Raw genomic sequence first — 19,376 nt, 5'->3', positions numbered from 1 at the left:
TTTTTGTATAAAGAAAGCATAATGAATCAGATTAATATTGAAATTGCCTATGCGCTGCCGGATCACTATTATTTGAAATCGCTCCAAGTCGAAGAGGGAACGATGGTGCAAACAGCGATTTTGCAATCCGGTATTTTGCAACAGTTTACTGATATTGACTTACGTGAAAATAAAGTGGGCATTTTCAGTCGTCCGACAAAATTAACCGATATATTGAAAGAGGGCGATCGTGTTGAAATTTATCGTCCGCTGCTGGCTGATCCGAAAGAAATCCGCCGTAAACGGGCAGCAGAACAAGCCGCTCAAGCCAATAAAGAAAAAGGAGTCCAAAAATGACCGCACTTTCACTTTTCCCAACGGATTTTTGCTTACCCGAATCCATCACGCCTGAAATTTTCTTGCGGGATTATTGGCAGAAAAAGCCACTCATTATCCGCAACGGTTTGCCTGAAATTGTAGGGCAGTTTGAACCGCAAGATATTATTGAGTTGGCGCAAAATGAAGATGTCACGGCACGTTTAATTAAAACCTTTTCGAATGATGACTGGAAAGTGTTTTTCAGTCCTTTAACAGAACAGGATTTTAAAGAATTGCCGGAAAAATGGTCGGTGCTGGTGCAAAATATGGAACAATGGTCGCCGGAATTAGGGCAACTTTGGAACAAATTTGGTTTTATTCCGCAATGGCAACGTGATGATATTATGGTGTCTTATGCGCCGAAAGGCGGCTCGGTGGGCAAACATTATGATGAATATGATGTGTTTCTGGTGCAAGGTTATGGCCGCCGCCGTTGGCAATTAGGGAAATGGTGTGATTCAAGCACGGCGTTTAAACCAAATCAGCCGATTCGTATTTTTGACGATATGGGGGAATTGGTGATTGATGAGGTTATGAATCCGGGTGATATTCTTTATATTCCCGCCCGTATGGCACATTATGGCGTGGCGGAAGAAGATTGTTTGACTTTTTCTTTTGGCTTGCGTTATCCGAATTTGACCCATTTAATTGATGGCATCAGTAAAGGTTTTTGCCATCAAGATCCGGATTTGAATTTAAGCGAATTTGATTTACCGCTTCGCTTAACGCAATCGGTACAGCGTAGCGGTAAGCTTGCCGACGAAAATATTCAGGTGATGAAACAACAACTACTGGATAAACTTGCCCACTCCGAAGCCTTTGATAAGTTATTCAAACAGGCTGTGGCAAGTGCGGTGAGTTCACGCCGTTATGAACTGTTGGTTTCTGAAGAAATGAGCGATCCTGAGGAGGTGCGCGCCGATTTAGAAGAGGGGGCGTTACTTTGTCAGGATAATAATTGCAAGTTGCTCTACACGGAAAATCCCCTTCGCATTTATGCCAATGGTGAATGGTTGGATGAGTTAAACTTGGTGGAAACGGAAGTCTTGAAACGCTTAGCAGACGGTGAATGCTTAGATTGGGTATTTTTAACGGATTTAACGAATGAAACGGAAGATCCGGAAACGACGATGGAATTATTGTTAGATTCAATTTGTAACTGGCTGGACGATGGCTGGGTGTTGCTCAATGACTATGTCTGACAATATTTATTCCGTCTCCCAACTCAATAATGCGACACGCCAAATGTTGGAAAGTAATTTTTCACAAATTTGGCTGACAGGGGAAATTTCTAATTTTACCCAGCCGGTATCAGGTCATTGGTATCTCACATTGAAAGATGAAAATGCACAGGTGCGTTGTGCGATGTTTAGGATGAAAAATTCGCGTGTGGCGTTTCGTCCGCAAAATGGGATGCAAGTCTTGGTGCGTGCTAATGTGAGTTTATATGAGCCGCGGGGTGATTATCAACTCATCATTGAATCCATGCATTCTGCGGGTGAAGGATTGTTACAACAGCAATTTGAAGCCTTGAAGATGAAGCTGGCGGCAGAAGGATTATTTGCTCAAAATCTCAAGAAAAATTTACCGCACTTTAGTAAATCCGTGGGAATTATCACTTCATCTACCGGTGCGGCTTTGCAAGATATTTTGCATATTTTGGCACGGCGGGATCCAAGTTTGAAGGTAGTGATTTATCCCACAGCCGTGCAAGGCAAAGAGGCAACGGCTGAGATTGTGCAGATGATCGAACTGGCAAATGTACGGCGAGAAGTGGACGTGCTGATTGTCGGGCGGGGCGGCGGTTCGTTAGAAGATCTTTGGTGTTTTAATGAGGAATCTGTTGCACGTGCGATTTTTCGCTCCACGTTACCGATTATCAGTGCCGTAGGTCATGAAACGGATGTCACTATTGCCGATTTTGTTGCTGATCTTCGTGCGCCGACTCCCTCGGCGGCGGCAGAATTGGTCAGCCGAAATCAAGGGGAGTTACTGCAACAACTCCGCCATCAGCAACAGCGTTTAGATATCGCGCTTGACCGATTATTAACAGAAAAAAGCCAGTATTTAAAGCAACTAACATTGCGTTTACAAAATCAACATCCGCAGAATCAACTGCGTGTTCAACAGGCAAAAAATGAGCAACTTGTCCAACGTTTACAATTTGCGATGAAACGTCAGGTTGAAAAAACACAGCAAAAATTGACCGCGCTTTCCCTTCGTTTGGCACAAAATCCCTTACCTTATCGTATCCAACGTTATCAACAACAATTAGTGCAATTACAAGGGCGATTACATTTCAGCACAAGTCACCAATTGATAGAACGTCAAAATCGGCTTGCGTCATTGTGTGGAAAATTAGATGGATTAAGTCCGTTGAAGGTTTTGGCTCGCGGTTATTCCATTGCGACAACAGAGCAAGGAAAAACAATCACGAGTATGAATGACGTTAAACAAGGGGAAATGATTACCACAAAAGTGGCGGATGGGAATATCGTTAGTCAGGTGGTATGAAAGTCAGATAAAAGTAATTGATAAGTGATTTTGATGTATGTCTAACAAAAGTGCGGTTATTAACCGCGCTTTATTTTTAGTTATAACTTTTTTATTTCATGATCATTTTTGTTCCTTTCAAAATGCCGTGTGTTGGAAATAGCTGTCCCACGCAGGGTTTTATTGTCTTCCGGAGATGGCATCAAGCCAGTTGATTAAAGTACGTTTTTGTTCATTATTCATTTGTTGCCAATGGTAATCAAGACGAAAACGCAATGCATCATTATGTATGGGAACATACGGTTTGTCTTCTAAGTTAAGGCCTTTGCTATCACTGAAAAACCAATCAATTGGAGTATCTAAGCTAATGGCTATATCCACCAAATGATTCACATTTATTTTAGTTGCTCCTCGTTCATAACGAGAAAATTGTTGCTGTGATACCCCAATTTTTTCAGCTAATACTTCAGCACTGATACCCAGTTCCTTGCGGCGAAGTTGAATCCTTTTGCCGATAGCGATATCTGTTTCCGCTGCGGTAAATCTTGCCATGTTATCTCTCATTGTATGAAATCAGTATTATTTCCGTTGTTTGTGACAATATGATTTCAAGTTACTCAATGATTGATATTTTTTATTATTTTTTAAAAATAGTTGATTGTCTTGAGGTTGTAATATTATAATTTAACTCAACCAATGATTTTTCGTTGATTCATCATCTTACATTAGGAGATTTAATGAAAAATAGCTCTTGCATTGGGAGTTTTATCAATCACAAATAGTAATTTTAAAGCCAAAACCAGTGGATGTTGCCGAGCCATTTAAAACGATAACTATGTTTTTAGGTTGGGGACGAGAACCATGGGAATATTATGGTGAAAAGATAACTAAATTTTGTTGGCTAAACCACAGGCTAAAAATATCGACAAAACCGATCTGGAAATGGGTAAGCGTATATCACTTTACTGTTTTGGAAATGAGTTTGCTACGCCGTTATATCAAAGGGTTTCGGCGTGGTATTTTTGCCTGATTTCTTAGCAAAGGTAAGGCTATTTTACTAGGCTTATATGCCGTGATGACGGCGACTGCAAATTTGCTCATATTGAGTGTTTAACTTACAACTAAAAGCCAACAAATTGAGAAATGAAACCATCATTGTAGGTAAAATTTTTGTTAGTGATAAAGAATAGTTTTAGAAGTTTATATTTTAGTCTAGAAGACTAACTCTGCTATACCGTTGGTAACCAAACATATATCAACATGTGGACAAACTTATTCAAGTCCAATTATTACCAATGTCTAGATAGTTATAAACTACGGTTATTCACACGCTATGGGAAAATTTTGCTTGAATGCAGATGGTTCTCTTCCTAAAGATAACCCTGAATTTAAAGGACAAGCAAATATATGAATAAAATTTTTAGAGTCATTTGGAATCATGCGGCTCAAACATGGGTTGCCGTTTCAGAGCTTTCTAAAGTGAAGGCAATCTCCTCCTCTTCTACTTCAACTAAGCCTGATTCGTTGAGTACCAATTTAATTAAAACTGTTACAATTACATTGCCGCTTGTGGCTACACCTATTGTAGCTAATGCTTATATTGAGATGGGAGGTACACCAAGCCAAGGGCAAACTAGCACTAGCGCTAAGGCTAGACCTGGTCCTGCTAGTGCTAATACTTGGGCATACGATTATAAAAACCCTGGCAATAAATCTTATCGTGATACCAATAAGCAAGGCAACATAATCGATGGCTATTCAAGTAGTGGAGAATATGCATTTGGTATCGCAATTGGTAATAAGAGCAGTGCTGTTCAAAAAGATGGTACTTCAAATGGTATTGCGGTGGGGGACTATGCTCAAGCAACAGGTGGATTAGCTACCGCTATTGGTGCATTCTCAAATGCAGAGGATACAGGGGCAACTGCAATTGGTACCGCCTCTCGAGCCAAAGGGTTTAACTCCCTTGCAATGATGCGTCAATCTGCTGCAATTGGTGATTATTCTGCAGCAATTGGTTCTGTCGCCTATGCAAAAGGGAGTGCAAGTTTTGCATTTGGGGCGTCTGCGACATCAAATGGCAATCAATCTATTGCGATTGGTAATGCCGCACCGAAAACTCTTGATGGTTTACCCGGAGCGGCAGGGGAAGCGAAAAGAACCAAGTATGACGGTTTAAATAATACGCAATCAAACGGTGAGCGTTCTGTTGCAATTGGTTCAGGAGCGAAAACAAACGGTAATGATTCTTTTGCATTTGGTTCATTGGCAAGCACAGGCGAATTTTATTCTGCATATGATAATTACTTAGGTGAACAAGTAACTAAGCCCGCTTCTTCTAGTGCGGAAAAAGCCATTGCGTTTGGTACAAGTTCAAGAGCGATAGGTAATTCATCTATTGCTTTTGGTTACAATTCATTAGGTGCTAAAAACAATTCTATTGCATTCGGTGTAGAAGCTAAGGCACATAAGAATGATGCTGTCGCATTTGGTAGCAATGCGAATGCAACTGAGGCCAATTCGATTGCTTTCGGGAGTAATGCTCAAGCACTACATGAAAATGTGATAACGATCGGTAAGAACTCAAAAGCGACTAAAAAAGGTGCGATGAGTATCGGGGAGGGGGCAATATCTAATGCTAATAACTCGTTGTCTTTGGGAAATGGTACCGTTGTTAATCAAGCAGACATTAAAAACGCAAATGCAAAATACACAAATGATGCTTTTGATATTGAGAATGGTGTTGTTGCGATTGCCAATAAAGGTTCAGAGCGTCGTTTAGTGAACCTGGCGGCAGGTCGTGAAGATACTGATGCCGTAAATGTTAAACAGTTATCTGAGGTTAATGATAATTTAGCAAAATCCATTGCCGGAGATGGTTATATCGGCTATAGCATTGATGCCACCATTGGTCGCTATACTTATAAAGCACCTGAGTTTGATATTAAAAATCAGAAACTGAATAATGTAAAAAAAGCGGTAGAACTCGCTCAAACCAACTATGTCAGTGTTAATGCTGATAAAAGCAAACAAAAAGAAGTAAATAGTAATTATGATAATTTAGGCGCGAAAGGTACGGGATCTATTGCATTGGGTGAAATGACCGGTACAGGGAAAAATGCGAAAGATTCAATTTCAATCGGGCATAATACGAATGTAGCCGGTGCTAATACCGTTGCTATTGGTGCAAATATCAGTGCCGATACAGCCGGTTCGGTGATTCTTGGTGATAATTCTACAACGACAGGTTCACACGCAACTGAAACCGTAGCAAATAAAACGATTGGCGGACATACTTATAACTTTACCGGTTCTGTGCAAGATGCTGGACATTTTGTCAGTATTGGTGGAAAGGGGAAAGAGCGTCAAATTAAAAATGTAGCTGCAGGTCATGTTGAAGCTAATTCAACAGATGCAATTAATGGTTCTCAGTTATATGCCGTTGCATCACGAATTGAGCAAGGCTGGAAAATCACAACTGATAAGGCCGGTTCGGGCGAAGTAGCCGGCAATAAAGAACAAAAAATTGCAATGGGCGATACCGTTAAAGTCATTGCGGGTAATAACATTAATATTACGCAACACAATGCCAATTTAACTATTGCGACTAAAGAAAATGTTAGTTTCACAAAAGTAGTAACGGGTAACACAACTTTAGATGATAAAGGTTTAACCATTAAAGACGGGCCAAAGATCACTAAAGATGGCGTTGATGCAGGCAATAAAAAAATTACCAATGTTTCAAATGGCACAATTGATGCAAATAGTGGGGATGCGATAAATGGTTCTCAACTTTTTGCAACTAACCAAAATGTGACAAATAACACCAATAATATTGCTAACAACACGCAAAACATTTCTAACAACACAAACGACATTGCCAAAGGTTTAAACTTCCAAGGCGATAACACAAGCGTAACTGTAAATCGTAAATTAGGGGAGACATTAAGTGTAACCGGCGGTGCGGCAGAAAATAATCTATCCGATAATAATATCGGTGTTGTCGGAACGGCTGGCTCCGGTTCGACACAAGGCGGTCTAGCGATTAAATTGGCAAAAGATCTTAAAGATTTAAATAGCGTTAATACCAAAGAAATTAAACTTGGAGATCAAACAAGTAACACGACTGTTAAGTATGATGGTGATCGTATTAAATATGGTGATCAAAGTATTGCTAATTTAGGTGACGAAAAACACCTTACAAAAGGTGAATATGCTGTTCAGAATGATGGTTCTGTCACAATGACTTATACCGATGGTAATGGAAAAGCAGTTGCAAATGAAACAGCAAAAATCACGGGTATTGCCAAACAAGATCTTTCCAATATTAATAATAGTGGCGAAACTAAGATCAAAAACTTAGCGAAAGCTACAATTAATATGGAAGATGGCAAAAATACTAAAGTATCGTACCGTGATGTGAATGATGTTAAAACATTTAAGGTCGATGTTGAGGGCGCTTTAGAGGATGTTACTTCAATTACTAACGGTAATGGTTCAGGTAAAGTTGAATTCAGACCGGATGGTGTGGTGAATGTTAGCGGTAATAATGCAATCGGCCTAAATGGTAAAGACGGCCATATTACGGGTTTAACCAATACTGACTGGAATGTAACGAATCCAACTCCGGTGTCAGGCCGATCGGCTACGGAAGATCAGTTAAAAACGGTATCGAATGTAGTAAACACCAAAATTGGTGATAACAATGTCAAATTAGGCGGTAATTCAGGTACCACTAACGAACAAAATCTGTCTAAAGCGGGTGGTTTACAATTTAACGTAGTAGGCGGAGATAGTGCCAAATATGTATCAACAACCGCAGCAGGTACGGATGTTACCGTTGATTTAACAAAAGATATAAAAGACAAAATCGATAATGCAGCCAATGTTAATTTAACTAATGTCAATGATGGCGGTAAAACTGTAATTCGTAACGAGGCGAAAAAAGCAGTTAAAGTTATTAATGGCAAAAATACGACTGTAACGAAAGGTGTTGATGGTGATGTCGATACTTATGCAGTTAATGTAGAGGGTGGATTAACCAATATTACTTCGATCACAGGTGGTACCGGTACAGGTAAAATAAACTTCAAGCCGAACGGTGTCGTGACGGTGGGGAGTGGTAATACTGCGATTAACTTTAACGGTAATACCGGAGATATAACCGGTTTAACAAATAAAACATTAGATGGTTCGGATTTTGGGACAAAAGGTCGCGCAGCAACGGAAGAGCAGTTAAGTCTTGTTAACAATAAATTTAATAATACGATTAAATTAGGTGGTGATAAATCAACTACAACTGATACACAAACTCTCAATAAAAATGGTGGTTTACAATTTAACGTTGTGAGTGGTGATAATGGTAAATATGTATCAACAACTGCCGCAGGTGCGGATATTACCGTTGATTTAACAAAAGATACAAAAGATAAAATTGATAATGCATCGGATAAAAACCTCAACAATATTACTAATGAAGGTAAGAAAGTTATTACCGGTTTAGGCACAATTGTTGAAGCCGGCAGTAACGTAGTTGTAACCAATACAACCGATGCTACAACAGGGCAAAAAACCTATACCGTTAGCGCAATAGCGCAAAACTTAGGTGACGCAGAGCTATCATATAAAGCCAATGGTGAGAATCCACAAAAAGTTAAAGTATCACAAGGCTTAGATTTCACAGATGGTAACTACACAACCGCAACAGTCGCTGAGAATGGCAAGGTTCAATACGACGTAAACGTAGGCAATATTACAACTGGAGCAGATGGTAAAGCCGGTATTGATGGATCAAATGGTAAAAACACAGTTGCAACAGTGAAAACTGTCGTTGATGCAATCAATAATAGTGGTTGGTTGGCAAATGCGACAAAATCAGCAGGTGAGCTTGATGGCACATCTGTAGCAACTAAAGTAGCGCCAAGTGCGGTCGTAAATTTCGATGCCGGTAAAAACTTAATGGTTAAACAAGATGTGACGGATCCTAATAACCAAACTTACACGTATTCTTTAGCAAATGACATTACTATTGGTGAAAAAGGTAAGCCGGGCACACCGGGTAAAGATGGGATTGACGGTAAGATCGGTATTAATGGCAAAGACGGTTCGTCCGTAGTTATTAATGGTAAAGACGGATCTATCGGTTTGAACGGCACAAACGGTAGTAACGGCTTAACTATCAAAGGTGATAAAGGCGCAGTTGGCGTTGATGGCACTGATGGTGCAAATGGTAAAGACGGTATGACCCGTATCGTTTATAAAGATGATAAAGGTACTAATCATACTGTTGCGACACTAGAAGATGGTTTGAGATTCACTGGTAATAATGAGTCTGTTGAAAATAAACACAAACTTAATACTTTGGTAAAAGTACAGGGTGAAGGTATTGATGAAGCCGCAGCCAAAGCGTTTGAATCTGCTGCCGGTAATATCAATGTTGTTGCAGATGGTAATAATAAGCTAGAGGTTAAACTTAACAAAGATATTAACTTAACTGATAAAGGTTCTGTAAAAGTAGGGAATACTGCCATAAATAACGGCGGTATGACTATTGCGAACCCGGCTGATACAACCAAAAACGTATCCTTAACAAACTCAGGTTTAAATAATGGTGGTAATCAAATTAAGAATGTAGCCAATGGTACGAATCCGACTGATGCAGTTAATCTAAGTCAGCTGGATTCGGTAAAATCGGCAGAACGTCATATCAAACCGGGTGAATACCAAGTAAATGATGCAGGCATAGTCACCATGAGCTATGTTGATGGTGACGGTAAAGATGTGGCGGGTGAAGCTAAAATCACAAATATTGCAAAATCAGATTTAAAAAATATTACTAATGACGGTAAGAAAGTGATTACCGGTTTAGGAACGACTGTTCAATCCGGTAGCAAAAATGTGACGGTGACTCCAAACGAAGATCAGACGACAGGTCAGAAAACTTATACGGTTTCTGTTGCAGAACAAAATCTTGGTGATGCGCCATTAACCTATAAAGCAAATGGCACTAACGATCAAACCGTTATCTTATCAAAAGGGTTAAATTTCACAGATGGTAACTATACAACTGCCTCGGTAGGTAAAGACGGTATTGTTAAATATGATGTTAAGTTAGGTACAACGCCAACTACTCCAATTAATGGTAAGAACGGAAAAGATGCTGCAAATGGCATTGTAACGGTTCATCAAGTGGTTGATATCGTAAACAACAGTGGATGGAATGCAAATGCAACCGGTAATGTAAACGGTTCTGCAGTAGCGAAAACAGTAAGGGCGGGTGCAGTAGTTAATCTGGATGCAGGTAAAAATTTAACTATCACTCAAAGCGGTACTGATGAAGCTCAAACTTACAGTTTTGCGTTGAACAAAGACTTAACTAATTTAGATAAGATTGTTGTAAACGGCACAAATGGTGTGAACGGTAAAGATGGAGTGACAATCACTGGTCCTAACGGTCAAAATGGTGAAGATGGTAAAGTCGGAATCAGCGGTAAAGATGGCAAAGATGCGGTTTCTATTTCCGCTAAAGATGGAGTGGGTCATATTGGTTTAACGGGGCCTAAAGGTGCTGACGGTAGCGATGGCGTGTCCGCTGATATTTCAGTAAAAGAGGGCAAAGCCGGTGTTGACGGTGAAGATGGTAAAGACGGAATTACCCGTATCGTTTACAAAGATAAAGATGGCAAAGAACATGAAGTGGCGACGCATGATGATGGTATGAAATACTATGGTGATGCAATTGCAAATACAAATGTCATCAAAAAACACTTAAATGAACAAGTAAACATTATAGGTGGTATTACGGACAGAAACGAACTTTCGGAAGATAATAACATCGGTGTTATTTCTGATGGTTCTAATAATTTAACCGTTCGTTTGGCAAAAAATCTTAACGGCATTAATTCGGTTGGTGGAAATAACTCATCAATTGTCTTTACCGGTAAAGATAATAATGATCCTTCCCAATCGGCTGTAACCATTAAGGGCGGAGACGTAAGTATTGATGGTAATAAAATTACCAACCTTAAAGATGGTGAGGTAAATGAAACCTCGAAAGACGCGGTAAATGGTTCACAACTTTATAATGTAACCAATGCAATCAATACTAAAGGTTTAGATTTTGGTACGCAGTCAGTCGGTAATGATTCTGTTATCCATAAAAATTTAGGTGAAAAACTTGAGATCGTGGGTAAAGGCGGAAAATCAGATACTGAGTATGATGCAACTAACATCAAAACTATTACTGAAAACGGAAAAGTTGTTATCGCTTTAGCGAAAGATCTCACCGCAAACAACGTCACTGTGGGTGAAAAAGGTGCTAATGGTAAAGATGGAGTTGACGGTAGTATCGGTGTGAACGGTAAAGACGGTTCTGCCGTGGTTATTAATGGTAAAGACGGTTCAATCGGCTTAAATGGTAAAGATGGAGCGAATGCGTTAACCATTAAAGGTGCCGATGGAAAAACCGGTGTTGACGGAAAAGCCGGTGAAAACAAAACCCGTATTGTTTATGAAACCAAAGATCCGAAAGACCCGAATAAAACCATCATCGAAGAAGTAGCAACACTTAACGATGGCTTAAAATTTAAAGGTGATAAAGGCGACGCTATAGCTAAAAAACTCAATGAAGAGTTAGAAATTTTAGGGAAATTAAATGCAAATGCTGATGTTACCGATAAAAACTTACGTGTTGATAATGAAAGCGATAAGTTAATTCTTAAAATGGCTAAAGTGCTACAAGATTTAACAAGCGCGCAATTCATTGATGAAATAACAAGTAGTAAATCCGTTATCAATGGCAATGGTTTAACCATTACACCTAAAGATGCTCCTGTAAATAAAACCGTTAGCGTGACGGATAAAGGCTTGAACAATGGCGGAAACCAAATTGTTAATGTTGATAGTGGTTTGAGGGATGCTAATGGTAACAAGGTATCTTTAACGGATGCTAAGGGCGATACGTTAAATAATGCGGTTAATGTCGGTGACTTAAAAGAATCGATTAATAATATTACGGATCCATCAAAAGGTGGCGGATTTGGTTTAACGGATGAAAATGGTAATGACGCTAAGGCAAAACTTGGTGAAACGGTAACCGTAAAAGGTGATGGAAGTGTAACCACTAAAGTGGTCAATGAAAATGGCAAAGCTAAGTTACAAGTCGGCTTAAATAAAGATGTCACCATTGGTAATAATCAAGAATCGGGCGCTATTACGGTTAAAGGTGAAAATGGTCAGGATGGCGTTTCTATCAATGGTAAAGATGGTTCTATTGGCTTAAAAGACGCTGATGGTAAAGATGCGATAACATTGAATGGAAAAGACGGCACTATTGGTATTAACGGTAAAGATGGTTCGAGTGGGGTAATTACAGTTGTTCAAGGTCAGGCTGGGCTTGATGGTAATGACGGTAAAGATAGTAAAACTAAAACCCGTATCGTTTATAAAAAACCAAATGGTGAAACAGAAGAAGTAGCAACACTTAACGACGGCTTGAGATTTACTGGTAATAATGAGGTTGTTAATAGCCACAAATTAAATTCTGTTGTAACTATTAAAGGTGAAGGTATTGATAAAGATACATCTGAAAACTTTAAATCGGCAAAAGGTAATATCAATGTTAAAGCTGATGGTAAAGGTACTCTAGAGGTTCAACTTGCTAAAGATTTGAAAAATGTTGATTCTATCTCAAATAAAGATGGTCAAAAAATTGAGTTTAAAGCAGGTGGAACAACGATTTCCGGTGGAAACTTAAGTGTTGATGATAACAAGATTACTAACGTGAAAGCAGGTGAAGACGATACTGATGCAGTTAATGTAAAACAGTTAAAAGACGGTATTGCTCAAGCAACAACAACGGTTAATCCCGGTAAAAATATTGATGTGATACCGACTAAAAATGCCGATGGAAGCACGACATATACTGTGAAAACTAAAGATAATGTTGATTTCACTTCTGTAACCACAGGCAACACAACGATGAATGATAGTGGTATCACAATCAGAGCCTCTGACAATGGTAAAACCAATGTGGTATTAACCAATAAAGGTTTAGATAACGGTGGTAATAAAGTTGTAAATGTTGCTGATGGTGAGATTAGTTCAACATCTAAGGATGCTGTAAACGGTTCACAATTACACAATGTTAAGCAAGAACTGGTTAGAGAAGGTTTGAACTTCAAAGGTCAAAGCGGACAGAGTATTCATAAAAATCTTGGTGAAACACTTGAAATAGTCGGTAAAGGCGAGAAAGCTGATACTGAATATGATGCTGCGAACATCAAAACTTATGAAGAAAATGGCAAAGTTGTTGTCGCCTTAGCGAAAGACCTAACGGTAAATAAAGTCACTGTAGGTGAAAAAGGTGCTAACGGCAAAGATGGTGCCGATGGCTCTATCGGTGTGAACGGTAAAGACGGTTCATCAGTGGTTATCAACGGCAAAGACGGTTCAATCGGCTTAAATGGGAAAGATGGTAAAAATGGCATTTCTATTAAAGGTCAAGATGGAAAAGTTGGCGTTGATGGTAAAGATGGCGAAACTCGTTTAGTTTATGTGGAAAAAGACAATCCAAATAAAACTCACGAAATCGCAACGACTGATGACGGCTTGAAATTCACCGGCAATAATGAAGTAGTAAACAGCCGTAAACTTAACAGCACAGTCACAGTGAAAGGTGAAGGTGTTTCTAAATCGCAATCTGAAAACTTCAAATCTGCGAAAGGTAACATCAATGTTAAGGCTGACGGTAAAGGTACTTTAGAAGTGCAACTTACAAAAGATATTGATCTTGGTAACGATGGTTCTGTAAGAGCAGGTAATACCGTTGTAAACAATCGTGGTATTTCTGTGAAAAATGGCCCAAGCATGACTGCTGACGGTATTGATGCCGGCAATAAGAAAATTACCCATGTTGCACCTGGTGAAGTTTCCACAACCTCTACAGATGCGGTGAATGGCTCTCAGTTATATGCAGTTAATCGAAATATCAATAATATTAACAATAATGTTAATAGCTTAAATAACAAGATTAACAAAGTTGATAAAGATCTGAGAGCAGGTATTGCCGGGGCTGCAGCGATTGCCGGTTTACCGCAGGTTCGAGGAAATGGCAAATCAATGGTTGCGGTTGCAGCGAGTAACTACCGTGGTGAAAATGCGGTAGCCTTAGGTTATACCAAAGCCAGCGATAACGGAAAAGTATTGCTGAAACTAAGCGGTAGTACCAATACCCGTGGTGATGTTGTAAGTGCGGTCGGTTTGGGTTATGAATGGTAATTAGTATTCATAGCTAGCCAGATATTATAAAGCTCAATCTTTTAGATAAAGATTGAGCTTTTTTCATTCACCATGTAAACACTTGTTTTGGACTGAGAGAATCAATTTAACTATTGAGAAGAAATGAATTTGGTCGCCTCTTGTTTAAAATTTCGAACTTACCTGCTTGGATTAAACTTAAATCTTTTTTACTTAATTTATTTTCTACGTTTCCACAATATCAAAAATAGGGAAATTACATTACTTATTTTTTTAGATTCATTTACATATTTGAAGATTAAGGATACGCCAATTTTGATTTATTGTTATAGCGATAGATTTCATCCTATTAGATAAAAAAATAAACTATTATTAAATATAAAATCCCTGATATTGTAGAGTGTTAATGATTATTTAATATTTTAGATGTCAGTTTTCGTGATGCTTGTTTATCCTGAAAAAACTTAATACAACAGATAAAAACCACCTTCTGTGAAGGTGATTATAGCCTTAAAAGGCTTTGCCTGAATAAATCGACTCATAGAAAATCCTTTTGGAAGTTATCCCCATAACGCATATAAGGAAAAAAATATGAGTCGATTTAAGAAATCATCGCATGTGATTTGGTATTGTCAATATCATTTAGTTTGGACGCCGAAATGTCGTTTTAGAATATTAAAAGATAAAGTAGGTAGGGAAGTTTATGTTCATCTAAGAATATTATGTGAGCAGCTTAAAGTAGAAATAATAGAATTAAACGTTCAAATAGATCATGTTCATTTGTTGGTTAATATTCCGCCGAAGATATCAGTTTCAGAAATAATAGGACATTTAAAAGATAGGACAGCGATAAGATTGTTCAATAAGTTTCCCTATTTGAGGAAGCATAAATTGGGGCTCACTTTTGGGCAAGAGGTTACTGTGTTGACACCGTAGGTGTCAATGCAGAAATGATACTAAGATATGTGAAGTATCAAGAGAAACATGAGTTTGAAGACAAGCAATTAAGTCTTTCAACGGAATAAAATTTGGATTCTCAGAATCGAAATTTAAAAACGCCCCTATGGGGCGCAAATTAAAGCCACCTTCTATGAAGGTGGATTTTTACTCTCACCAAAACACTCAAAATTTTAACCGCACTTTTAGATGGGATGTAACTACTTTCTTTTCTTCTGTTTAGGTTTTCCACGTTGTTTTTGTAACACCTCTAATGGCGTATTACTTTCATCTTGGATATTGCCCCAATAACCGAGTAAACGACCGGCGTGTAATGAGAGTACCTTTGGATATTCAAATAAGTTTGGACAGGGGGCTTGATAACCAAATTTTTTGTTTTCTTTTACGCTGATAATCACATAACCTTTGACTTGATCACATAATGAATCAAAGCTGGTTGCAGGGTGAAAGGAAGGTAATCCTTCGATTTTAGGTGATTCCTCTTTGAAATAATGCGCAATTTTTTCTTCTAGAAAGGCTTTTTTCGGCAATGTCTTACAATATAACCCGCCGTCAATCCAGTTAAACATCAAACCGAATAGCCATTCAGAAATGCCTTTTCTACCCTCAATTGCGTTCATAATTTCATCAATCCGTTCTTGTGGCGTTGCAGGGTTCATAAAATCAACGAGTATTTTTTTCAAATAAGGCGTGGTATTAAATTTTACTAACTCTTGTCTTAAAAAAGGCAATAAGGTAAGAGCCAGCATGGGGAACCAAGAAGAGCGATCGGCAATCGCAAACTGCGGTCCTCTGAAACAGGGTGTGCCTGTTCCTTTATCATGATAAGGATGTACCCAAAAAAATACGGTGGCATTAACCGCTGAAATATATTCGGGAAATGGGCGCATTAATTTATTGAGCTCGGTAATATAAAATTTTTTGCCAATATAAGTATAAATAATACCTCGTTTGCGATCGAATCGGGCCCGTTTTTTACTTGGTCGGAAAAGAATAAAAAAGAGTACGAGGTATTTGCCTACATAGTAGTAGCCTTTCCAAACTTCATGTTTATGGCGATTCCACATTCCTGCTAAATATTCTTCTTTTGTTTTTCCATGTCTAGTATATCCGGGCTTTGAAAAATCAGCTGCAGATAGCCACTCCCTTTGGAATCTAGTTTCAGGTTGAAAAGTAAATTGTAAGTCTTCCAAAACGCTATATCTGTGACTTGAATCAATAAAATCAAAATAAATTGAGGCTGCAGTGATTACAATAAACACCAGTTTAAAGAAAATGCCCTTTCGTTCCTTAATTTCAATCGTATTATCATCAATTTTAACAAAACAACGGCGGAGTGCTTGTTGTAATGTTTTACTTAATAAATTAGCCATTTACTATTCCCCTAGCGCTTCTAATTTTTGTAAAGCTCGTGTATTTTGCTGGCTCATAAATTTTTTAAAGCCATCACTTTGATAAAGTTTGTTTACATTATCTCCTTCTTTGTCTGTAAATGTTACATAAGCAGTAAAAGAAGATGAAGTAATTCCATTAGCAGATAACGAGAAGTTGATGCTAATTCCTGAATAATTAAAATCAGTAATATATATGCCTTTCCCAGGAAATTCATGACAATATATCTTGAGATTGTTTGAATTTGGATGTGATTTGGTAAATTCCGCATAGGTTATTGTGATAATATCGTTAGTATGACTAATTTGCATTCCATGTTGAATAAAATAATCATAGAGTTCTTCATCAAAACCGTATTTTATTTTTATATATTGAGACAATTTAGATGATTTAGTCGCTATATTATCTGTATATGAAAATATTGAATTATCGGTTACTTGTGAATATAGTTGTTTAATCAAATTTTGATTTGAAAGAATTTTTGCATCTTCAATTTGCTCACTGATGTGTTCGGCTCTTTTCTCATTTGCCCAGTAGTAATATTTATCTCCATTCCCCCAAAATCCTCGTTCAACCCAAAGGGCAAGTTTTGATTTTCCCCAATAAGTAAAAATCACGCTGCCAATGACTATTAAGACAAGGGCAATTGCACCCGCGATACCTAACGCAAGCATGCCTGAAAAACCGCCCATTGTACCTATTGCACTTGCCGTTACGCCAACAATAGAGCCGGTTAATACTAAGGAACTACCGATAATAGAGGCTTTATCGCCACTATCAATGGCTTCGGCAAGATCCCCCATTGCGATAATAACCGCAATGACCCCCACAATAATACCGCCACCTAAAAAAGCATAAGCACGGATATTTGTGCCGATGGCTTTTAGAGTACCACCGGGAAGCTGAGGAGCTTTTGCCAGAGGAACTGTCGCGCCGGGATTACGGATAATTCCTAAGCCATAAGCAATATCCGCTGTACTGATAGAGATATCAAGAATAGATGAGGTACGTTGCAGCCATTCTTGTTGTGACCATTTCCCTAGTTTGGTTTTATTGAGTTTTTTATTGATCGGATCGTAACCTTCAAGGGATTTTATTCCATTGAAGACGGCGAGCATACCGATAAAGCGTTTTGAATTTTGTAGTTTTTCTGCTTGATTGGAATAGGATTCAAAATCGGCGATCCAGCTTCTTTTTTCTTCTCTTAGTTTCGCTTTTATTTTTGAAAGCGCCTTTTGACGTTCTTTTCTTGTTGCATTATCCGTTTTTGCTTGTGTATCTAAGTGTTCTATTAGATTTTTATGTAACCCCATAAACATAGCCTCAGGATTACCATGCATGGTCAGAAAGCCGTAAACCGATAAGATCTTTTTGTAATCAATCACACAATCTTTATTGGTTGACCATATTTTTATAATCGTATTTCCCACAAAAGTTAGGGTACTGTCCACTGAAGAGAACAACCGTTTTAAATTAGCTATCCTATGTGAAATGTCTGCAATCGTTTCCATTGAGGAAAATATCGCATCAAATGCCTCTTTAATAGATTTGCGGTATTGTTCTCCCCCGATAGCACCTTTTGAGGAATCGGGAGCGGTAAATAATGTTTCCAGTTCCTTTTGACCTTCCTGTGTACTTTCCAAGCCAATGCAAATATCAGCAAGAAGGCGACAATACACAAAAGCTGTGCGATCGAGTCCGGTTGTATTTATCGATTCTTTTTTGGATATTTCTTTAAGTAACGTAGGCATAAACTCGGTTAATAAAACACGTAACGGTTTACGCCGTTTTAATTGGATAAGTTGTTCTGTAAGCGCTTTTGCTGGAACATCGAATCGACTATAACTATCTGCAACTAATTTCGTGTATTTTCCAAAATCATTTGATAGTGCTTTTTTTACACCATTTTGATTAATGATTAGTTGTTCATTTTTGAATGGACATTCCTTTCCTTGGACATCATAGATCACTTTAGGATCAATGATATGACCAATGGTTAGAGGATAAGCGTATTCTTCGTGATAAGTTGCTTTTTTATCGATAAATTGAGTTAAAAGGTTTTGTAATTCACGCATTTCACCAATAGTATCTTCTAAGGCAACAATTAGACCTTTATCTTGTTCCCCGCATAGTGTTGGCGCTTTAAAGGCTTTTTTAATACGGGTAAAAGTATCCTTATTCAGCTCAATGCTTTTTTGCTCTTTGGAGAATTCAATAGCCAGTTCCCATAGCATTTCAAAAGGCGCACTATTTTTCGTGAGCTTTTTTGACTGAACATCTATTTTTGCCATAATAGCAGCGCGGGCTTGTTCATCTTTTTCCAGATGCTCAAATATCTCGGCTGACCAAGGATATTCACTGTATGCCATTTGAACCCATTGCTGGGTCTTATCGACAAATAATGTGTCTGTTGTTAAAGGTAAACCTTCAACTGCTCTTTGTTCCCATTTACCGTTAGCCCCTTCATCCCCCCATTGATAGAGTACAAATTTAAAATTAGTTGTTTTAAGATTTTTATCTTCTTCAGTGATGAAGTTATTGCTATTTACATCATCTGCATGGGTTACATAACGAAAGACAAGCCATTTATTATTTTTATCGGTCGCAACGGCTCTATGTGTCGTTGGGGAGTAGATATAAATATACCCTTGACGTAATTGCTGGAGCTGATGGATACTTCCTCTTTTCATTTCGTTAGGTACTGATATATCAGCAATTTTGGAATATGGCAAAATTGCATTATCGTTTAATCTTTCACGTATGGAGTTTAAATAAAATCCACTTAAAGCATAACGAACGGGATAAATTGGGATAAAAGGTTGTTCACATTTATTGTTTGAGATAGATAAATTTTTACTTTCCTGAATCAAGCCTTCAAGTGGTTTTCTTTGTTGATTTGATTTTTCAGTGTTTTTTGTCAT

At 38.3% G+C, this 19,376-nt stretch carries 7 protein-coding genes and 1 pseudogene; 5 read left to right on the top strand and 3 right to left on the bottom strand.

The genetic code is table 11. The features are described from left to right. The first annotated feature begins 21 nt into the window (after positions 1 to 21). From FEE42_RS03705 to xseA, 3 genes are read left to right on the top strand one after another with little or no spacing between them, the layout of a single operon-like run. Positions 22 to 336: an RnfH family protein gene (locus FEE42_RS03705; protein WP_135969629.1), complete on the top strand. Its 315-nt coding sequence runs from the start codon at positions 22 to 24 to the stop codon at positions 334 to 336. Next, a complete protein-coding gene (locus FEE42_RS03700) occupies positions 333 to 1,559 on the top strand; it encodes a ribosomal protein uL16 3-hydroxylase (protein WP_164027746.1) in 1,227 nt (408 codons plus the stop codon). Before FEE42_RS03705 ends, FEE42_RS03700 begins: the two co-directional genes overlap by 4 nt. Next, positions 1,552 to 2,871, top strand: a complete 1,320-nt coding sequence (xseA, locus tag FEE42_RS03695) for an exodeoxyribonuclease VII large subunit (protein WP_164027745.1) — start codon at positions 1,552 to 1,554, stop codon at positions 2,869 to 2,871. The genes FEE42_RS03700 and xseA overlap by 8 nt, the downstream gene beginning before the upstream one ends. A gap of 159 nt (positions 2,872 to 3,030) precedes the next feature. Here the strand turns inward: xseA and FEE42_RS03690 are convergent, their stop codons facing one another. Beyond that, positions 3,031 to 3,402: a helix-turn-helix domain-containing protein gene (locus tag FEE42_RS03690; RefSeq protein WP_059365549.1), complete on the bottom strand. Its 372-nt coding sequence runs from the start codon at positions 3,400 to 3,402 to the stop codon at positions 3,031 to 3,033. Positions 3,403 to 4,257: 855 nt separating this feature from the next. Between FEE42_RS03690 and FEE42_RS03685 the strand changes: the two genes are divergently transcribed. Together FEE42_RS03685 and tnpA are read left to right on the top strand one after the other, a co-directional pair. Then, complete coding sequence (locus FEE42_RS03685) at positions 4,258 to 14,127, top strand: YadA-like family protein (protein ID WP_164027744.1); 9,870 nt, start codon at positions 4,258 to 4,260, stop codon at positions 14,125 to 14,127. 570 nt (positions 14,128 to 14,697) lie between these two features. Then, a pseudogene (gene tnpA / locus FEE42_RS03680) lies at positions 14,698 to 15,131 on the top strand (IS200/IS605 family transposase). A 132-nt stretch (positions 15,132 to 15,263) separates the two neighbouring features. Here the strand turns inward: tnpA and FEE42_RS03675 are convergent. Both FEE42_RS03675 and FEE42_RS12805 read right to left on the bottom strand, forming a co-directional pair. After that, the gene (locus FEE42_RS03675; RefSeq protein WP_059365546.1) at positions 15,264 to 16,436 is read right to left on the bottom strand and encodes a hypothetical protein; all 1,173 of its coding nucleotides are present in this window, start codon (positions 16,434 to 16,436) and stop codon (positions 15,264 to 15,266) included. A gap of 3 nt (positions 16,437 to 16,439) precedes the next feature. Beyond that, positions 16,440 to 19,376, bottom strand: coding sequence for a toxin VasX (locus FEE42_RS12805; protein ID WP_237184472.1), 2,937 nt, complete (start codon positions 19,374 to 19,376; stop codon positions 16,440 to 16,442).

It is taken from the genome of Rodentibacter caecimuris (assembly GCF_010587025.1).
GTDB classification, from domain to species: Bacteria; Pseudomonadota; Gammaproteobacteria; order Enterobacterales; family Pasteurellaceae; genus Rodentibacter; species Rodentibacter caecimuris.
This window is presented reverse-complemented; position numbering and strand designations above follow the sequence as displayed.

Bases quoted from the DNA above. Each gene is read 5' to 3' on its own strand.
- FEE42_RS03685 (WP_164027744.1), top strand. From the start codon at position 4,258: ATGAATAAAATTTTTAGAGTCATTTGGAATCATGCGGCTCAAACATGG.
- xseA (WP_164027745.1), top strand. From the start codon at position 1,552: ATGTCTGACAATATTTATTCCGTCTCCCAACTCAATAATGCGACACGC.
- FEE42_RS03700 (WP_164027746.1), top strand. From the start codon at position 333: ATGACCGCACTTTCACTTTTCCCAACGGATTTTTGCTTACCCGAATCC.
- FEE42_RS12805 (WP_237184472.1), bottom strand. From the start codon at position 19,376: ATGACAAAAAACACTGAAAAATCAAATCAACAAAGAAAACCACTTGAA.
- FEE42_RS03675 (WP_059365546.1), bottom strand. From the start codon at position 16,436: ATGGCTAATTTATTAAGTAAAACATTACAACAAGCACTCCGCCGTTGT.
- FEE42_RS03690 (WP_059365549.1), bottom strand. From the start codon at position 3,402: ATGGCAAGATTTACCGCAGCGGAAACAGATATCGCTATCGGCAAAAGG.
- FEE42_RS03705 (WP_135969629.1), top strand. From the start codon at position 22: ATGAATCAGATTAATATTGAAATTGCCTATGCGCTGCCGGATCACTAT.